4 protein-coding genes are annotated in these 4,418 nt (G+C 48.9%); 1 reads left to right on the top strand and 3 read right to left on the bottom strand.

Features of this window, described 5'->3' with window-relative positions; genetic code table 11:
• The 3 genes from AC3DKE_RS08480 to AC3DKE_RS08470 all read right to left on the bottom strand — a co-directional run.
• Window positions 1-1,457, bottom strand: a 1,457-nt coding sequence (locus AC3DKE_RS08480; protein ID WP_487990444.1) for a GMC family oxidoreductase, incomplete at its 3' end; no start/stop codon positions are given.
• Window positions 1,457-2,869: a cytochrome P450 gene (locus AC3DKE_RS08475; protein ID WP_116208174.1), complete on the bottom strand. Its 1,413-nt coding sequence runs from the start codon at window positions 2,867-2,869 to the stop codon at window positions 1,457-1,459. The genes AC3DKE_RS08475 and AC3DKE_RS08480, both read right to left, overlap by 1 nt.
• A gap of 14 nt (window positions 2,870-2,883) precedes the next feature.
• Window positions 2,884-3,204 (bottom strand): 2Fe-2S iron-sulfur cluster-binding protein, encoded by a 321-nt coding sequence (locus AC3DKE_RS08470; protein WP_116208173.1) that lies wholly within the window; start codon window positions 3,202-3,204, stop codon window positions 2,884-2,886.
• A gap of 126 nt (window positions 3,205-3,330) precedes the next feature.
• On the opposite strand from AC3DKE_RS08470, the gene cypR reads away from it, so the two are divergent.
• On the top strand, window positions 3,331-4,392 hold the full coding sequence (cypR, locus tag AC3DKE_RS08465) for a transcriptional regulator CypR (RefSeq protein ID WP_379068453.1): 1,062 nt from the start codon (window positions 3,331-3,333) through the stop codon (window positions 4,390-4,392).
• Window positions 4,393-4,418 lie beyond the last annotated feature (26 nt).

The raw sequence follows: 4,418 nt of genomic DNA, 5'->3' as shown, positions 1-4,418 counted from the left end.
ACAGGGTGATAGGCCGACTCACCGCTAGTCCTCACCCATTCAGCCAGATCATCATCACTCCTCAACGCAGACCCAGGCGAAATCTCGACATCATGGTGCGACTCGAGCGCTTGCTGAGCTAAGATCTTGCGCACCAGATGAACGCCACGAACCAACTGCTCAACGTCGGCAGTCTCAGCCATATAGTTAGGGTCGATCAGCGGTGCCTGGAGCGGGTCTGCGCTGTGTAAACCAACGCGACCACGCGATAATGGCCTAAGCCCGTAAATCATGACGATATAGCCATAACCACTCATCGCCGTCTTAAAGTCCCGGCCATGATCAGCGTACAACATAGGGCCGAAGTGCAATTGCAGGTCGGGTATGGACTCCTCAGGGCGAGAGCGGATAAACCCGCCGGCCTCGGCACCGTTGCTTGTCAGTACACCGCGCCGCCCGGTCAAATATTGCAGTAGCGCCCGCATTCCCTTGAGCCAGTAGCTGGGATGCATGGAGATACCAAGGCGGCTGAGGGCTCTAACACGCATGAATACATCAATATGATCTTGCAGGTTCTGTCCAACACCCTCTAGCGCATGCCGTATTTCGATGCCGTGCCGAGACAACTCGTCGCGCGGGCCGATTCCAGATAGCATAAGTAGTTGCGGAGAGTTAAAGGCACCTCCGCAAAGAATCACCTCGCGGCCGGCACGAACCTGTACCATCCCTGTCGAACACTGATACTCAACACCGGCTGCTCGGGAACACTCAAGCAACACACGCGTAACATGCGCCTCACTACGAATAGTTAAATTACTACGAGCTGCGGCAGGCTCGAGATAAGCTCGCGCATTACTGCATCGCTCGCCATCCTTCTGATAGGTATAGTAAAAGCCTACGCCCTCCTGCTCTCTGCCGTTGAAATCCTCATTATGCCGATACCCCGCCTGCTTCGCAGCCTCAACAAACACCCTACTAAGCGGGTTTGTATAGCGACGCTCTGCAACATTAAGCGGACCAGCTCTACCATGATATGCAACATTGCTCGAGTTCGACTTCGGCTCGAAATGCTCAGATCTGCGAAAATATGGCAGTACATCAGCATACGACCATCCATCGCATCCTAGCCTAGCCCACTCATCATAGTCCCATGCATGTCCGCGAATATAAACCTGAGCATTGATAGCACTGGAACCTCCGAGCATCTTACCTCGAGGTTGAAACAACGCTCGGCCATACATGTGTCTCTGCGGCTCAGTGTTAAACTGCCAATTGAAACGACGACTGAACATTAGCTGCAGAAAGCCCAGCGGCATGCTTACAAAAGGATTTTTTCTGCTCTCGGGTCCAGCCTCCAGTAATAACACTGAATAACGACCACACTCAGAGAGTCGATTAGCAAGGACGCACCCAGCTGAGCCAGCGCCTACAACCACATAGTCGAATTGTTCAGGCGTCATCTTGATCTGACTGATCATTAACTTTTTGCCGTCAGTTTAACCATCAACGTGGAGTAGCCGCGCACAAAGTTAGACTGCACACGCTCCGGCTCACCGACAACCTCAATATTATCAAAACGCTTGAGCAGCTCCTCCCACAGAATACGCAGCTGCAATTCGGCTAGACGGTTACCCATGCAACGATGAATACCGTAACCAAAAGAAATATGATTGCGCGCGTCCTTTCGATCAATAATAAGTTGTTCAGGATTTTCAAATTTACGTTCGTCCCGATTCCCTGATGCATACCACATCACCACGCGATCGCCCTTCTTGATAGTTTGACCACGCAGCTCCACATCCTTCGTAGCAACCCGGCGCATATTTGCAAGTGGAGTTTGCCAGCGAATGATTTCAGAGACCATATTTGGTATCAGCTCTGGATTCGCCTTTAATTTAGCGAACTCTTCAGGGAACTGATTTAAGGCCAGCACACCGCCACTCATGGAATTACGAGTAGTGTCATTACCACCAACAATAAGTAAGGCTAAATTCCCAATAAACTCCATTGGACGATTAATTAAATCCTTTGTTTCTTCGTTACTCTGCAGCATGCTAATTAAATCAAAGCTGGGTTTTTCGCCGGCAGCACGGCGCACTTCTTTGTCGCGCCAAAGCCTAGAAAAAGACCACGCCATTTCAGCAGCAGCATCAAACATGTTATCTTCATCGGTATATTCACCACCGGTCGCCGATGATGCGCCAGACAATCGATCCGACCAGTCTACTAACTTGTGACGCTCCTCATAAGGGAAGTCAAGCAGCGTAGCAAGCATACGCCCCGTCAGCTCTTTCGATACGGTAGGAACCCAATTGAAAGGCTCGCCTAGAGGCAAACTGTCGAGCACCTCGCCGGCGCGACTGCGGATCAACCCTTCCATTTCCTTCAAGTTCTGCGGCGCTACCACACCTTGAACTACCCGACGTTGCACATCATGCTTGGGCGGATCCATGGCGATAAACATTTCTACCGATAGCCCTTCTGGGGGATCACCCAAAACAATTTGTGGCTCGGAAGAAAAAAGCTCGTAACTTTTGTCTACGAACAAAATATCTTCATAGCGCGTCACCGACCAAAATGGACCGAACTGACTATTTTTCTGATAGTGCACTGGAGCTTCATCACGAAGTCGCTTGAAATAAGCATCCGACTGACCTTGTCGATACAAGAAAGGGTTGCTGGTGTCGATGTCCTCGATCGCCAAGCTGTCAACGTCAGGCAAAGTCGCTTCGACAAAATTTACTTGAGGGCGCGACGAACCTAGGGCCTTCTTCTTAACCTTCATTAATATCTTCAGAGCCTTAATCTGCAGATGCATAGGCACTAATTTGGATGTGACATTTATCACTTTTGTTTGAATTGCATCTTGTGTACTTGAGTTCGATGACATGGTGACCTCCGCGCTCACATTTGAAATTCTGGCAACTTAATAATTAAACCGTCCATATCCTCAGAGGTTTTGACCTGGCAACCCAGCCGCGATGTCCTAGCTCGCTCTGGAGTCATCGAAAGCATCTGCTCCTCAGCATCGTTGACAGCCCCTGTCTTTCCGAACCACTCATCTGCAATAACCATGTGACAGGTACCGCAAGCGCACTCCCCACCACAATCTCCATCAATACCGGGAACAGCATTATCTAAGGCAATTTGCATCAGCGTTGTTCCAGCCTCAAACTCTGCGACATGTCTGGTGTTGTCACGCTCAATAAAGATTATTTTGCTCACTGCTACTCTCTTAACCATATGTTGTTTGAGGCTTAGCTTGTCGGTAACCCGATGTGCAAGCGAGGACATTTCTTGACATAACAGGGACATTTCAAGACAATTTAGGGAATTTTCTGAGAAGAGCTTATGGCTATAAAGCCACCGCAGAGAGGAAATCAAACCTCCGAAGCCGACATTCAATCAAGTTACTCGCGACTGATCGCTCGTGAACTTGGCTTATCAGCACGGCAATTGCCAAAGCTGCTATGCGGAACAGGTCTCAACGTTAAACAGTTTCTAATTGAGGACAGCCTCCTCTCCGTACATCAGCAGATCCTAATTCTACGAAATGCACTAACGCTATCTGAAAGATCTGGATTTGGACTCCGACTTGGTTCGCGACTAACCCCTGCAACGCACGGTGTAGTCGGCGTGGTCGCTTACAGCAGCCCAGACCTTCTCTCCGCACTACAAGCGTTTCAAGCATTCCTTCCCACGCGAGCAAGCTTTATTGAATTACACTTACATCAGATTGACGATCGTCTTGAGTGCATAGCTAGCTTTCAGGTACAGCTTGATGAAGATATTGAAAGGTGCCTAGCGGAGGCAGTCATCAAATCATTTTTCGAAATTGGCGAGTTCATCGTAGGTAGCCCTTTATATGAGACAGATGTCTATTTTCGCCATCCCCCACCCCCGTATCAGGATTTCTACTCGGACTATTTGCCGGGATCGATTCATTTTGGTTGCGCTCAATTAAAGCTTACTTTCCCAATGGCATTGTGCAGAGTAGCAAACGCCTCAGCCAATAATGAAAACTATCGCCTAGCATTTAAGCAGTGCGAGCTCATGCTTGCGCGACTTCAAAACCATAAACCGAACTATCAGACACTAGTCAAAAAATTAATGCTTTCACACCCTGCTGGAGCTCTATGCGAAGAAGAAGCCGCTGCAGCCTTATTCATGGGAAAACGCACTCTTTCGCGTAAACTTAAAGAGGAAAATAGTAGTTTTCGGCAAGTACGAGACGAAATTTTATCCCGACGGGCAGCTACCTATTTACGTGATACTCAACTGTCCGTAGAGGCTATCGCTTTGCTGCTTGGCTATCACGATACTGCAAGTTTCAGACGAGCCTTCAAACGCTGGTTTGTTATGCCTCCCGTCCAATACAGAAAATGCAACGGTACTGACAAGTTAACTTCTTAGCTCAGCAATAGTTGACCTTTACGCCT

The organism is Paraperlucidibaca sp., assembly GCF_982810325.1.
The sequence above is the reverse complement of the archived record's forward strand: the minus strand, read 5'-3'. Positions and strand labels throughout refer to the sequence as shown.